A 1,918-nucleotide genomic window follows, 5' to 3' on the forward strand; every position below is an offset into this window, starting at 1 on the left:
AATCCGGCAAAGATAAAGGCAAATTCATGCATAGGGGAGAAAATGTAGCGTCGCTGCTTATGAAACCAAACTACACATTTGTTCTTCTCTTATGCGGATAAGCTTATTTGCCAGTATTCATGCGGGTTCCGGGGTGTTTAGGCGCGCAGATCGTATAAGCGCGGCGACGCGGGCTGGACCTGCCTGGCGCCCAAAGGCTGCATGCTGGTACAGTCCGTGCTTTTTGGTCTGGACGGTCTGAAGGCCTGCCCACGCCACGCTTGGCATTGCTAATTAATTAATTGATTGATGGATGGAGACAATAGTGAAATTTACGAAATCGGCCCTGATGGGCGCTTTGATGCTGGCGTCGGTCGCCAGCCTGGCCCAGGCGGCGTCCAAGACGCCCATCAAGATCGGGGAGATCAACAGCTATTCGACCATGCCGCAGTTCACCCAGCCTTACCGCCAGGGCTGGCAGCTGGCCGTCGAAGAGATCAATGTGGCGGGCGGCCTGCTGGGCCGCAAGGTTGAAGTGATCGCCCGCGACGACGCCGGCAAGCCCGAAGAAGCGCTGCGTCACGCGATTGAGCTGACCTCCAAGGAAAAGGTCGATGTGCTGGCCGGCGGTTTTTTGTCCAACGTGGGACTGGCCCTGGCCGACCATGCGCAGAAAAACAAGCGCCTGTTCATTGCCAGCGAGCCCTTGACGGATGCCCTGGTGTGGGAAAAAGGCAATCGCTACACCTTCCGCCTGCGCCCCAGCACCTATATGCAGGCCGCGATGCTGGTGGAAGAAGCCGCCAAGCTGCCGGCCAAGCGCTGGGCGACGATTGCGCCCAACTACGAATACGGCCAAAGCGCGGTGGCCAGCTTCAAGGAATTGCTCAAGGCCAAGCGCCCTGATGTGGAGTTTGTCGGCGAACAGTGGCCGGCGTTGGGCAAACTGGAGGCCGGCACCACGCTGCAGGCCACGATGCAGTCCAAGCCTGACGCTATTTTCAACGTGACCTTTGGTGCCGACCTGGCCAAACTGGTGCGCGAAGGCAACCAGCGCGGCATTTTCCCCAAAACGCCGGTGGTGTCCCTGTTGTCGGGCGAGCCTGAATACCTGGATGTGCTGAAAGACGAAACGCCCAAGGGCTGGATCGTGACCGGCTACCCCTGGGACCAGATCGACTCCAACGAGCATGCCAGCTTTGCCGCCAACTATTACCGGCGCTTCAAGGAATATCCCAAGGTCGGTTCGGTCGTGGGCTATTCCACCATGCAGGCGATTTTTGCCGGTATTAAAAAAGCCAATTCCACCGACAACGAAAAGCTGGTGACGGCGCTGCGCGGCCTGAAATTCTCGACCCCGTTTGGCCCGGCCGAGTTCCGTGCCATCGACCACCAGGCCACCATGGGTGCCTACGTCGGCAAGCTCGACATGCGCGGCAACAAAGGCACCATGGTGCAGTGGCGCTATGCCGACGGCAGGGCGTATTTGCCGACTGATGCTTATGTCAAGGCGCGCCGCCCGGCAGAAGCCATGAAGTAATTTTGGTCAGCCCGCAATGGGCGGCACAAGCGCATCAGCCAGGCGCTGCTCCAGCGGCAAGGGCTCGCCGTGCAGCCTGGCCGCCAGCAGTTCAGCGCACAGGGCGGCCAGCGTCAGGCCGCGCGATCCCATGCCGCTGCAAACCCACAGCTTGGGCGGCGCCAGCGGCCCCAGCGCCGGCAGGCGGCTGGGCGTGGCGCAGCGAACGCCCGCCCAGGCGTGCACTTGACCGTTTGTAAATTGGCTTGCCAACCCTTGGGCGGCCAGCGGCAGCAGGGTTTGCAGTTTGCTGAAATTGTGCTGCTCGTCCTCGGGCCGGATCTCGGCGTGGGCGTTGTCCCGCTCGAACGTGGAGCCCGTGACCCAGGCCAAGCCGTCTGCGTTGTCCAGCGGCAAGGC

Annotated in this window: 2 protein-coding genes; one reads left to right on the plus strand and one right to left on the minus strand. The window is 61.1% G+C overall.

Features of this window, described 5'->3' with window-relative positions:
• Window positions 1-340 precede the first annotated feature (340 nt).
• A complete protein-coding gene (locus tag IV091_RS05650; protein ID WP_293466291.1) occupies window positions 341-1,519 on the plus strand; it encodes an ABC transporter substrate-binding protein in 1,179 nt (392 codons plus the stop codon).
• 6 nt (window positions 1,520-1,525) lie between these two features.
• Here the strand turns inward: IV091_RS05650 and IV091_RS05655 are convergent.
• Window positions 1,526-1,918, minus strand: a 393-nt coding sequence (locus IV091_RS05655; protein WP_293466289.1) for an FAD-dependent oxidoreductase, incomplete at its 5' end; no start/stop codon positions are given.

Source organism: Polaromonas sp. (genome assembly GCF_018780625.1).
GTDB lineage: Bacteria > Pseudomonadota > Gammaproteobacteria > Burkholderiales > Burkholderiaceae_C > Polaromonas.

Bases quoted from the DNA above. Each gene is read 5' to 3' on its own strand.
- IV091_RS05650 (WP_293466291.1), top strand. From the start codon at position 341: ATGCTGGCGTCGGTCGCCAGCCTGGCCCAGGCGGCGTCCAAGACGCCC.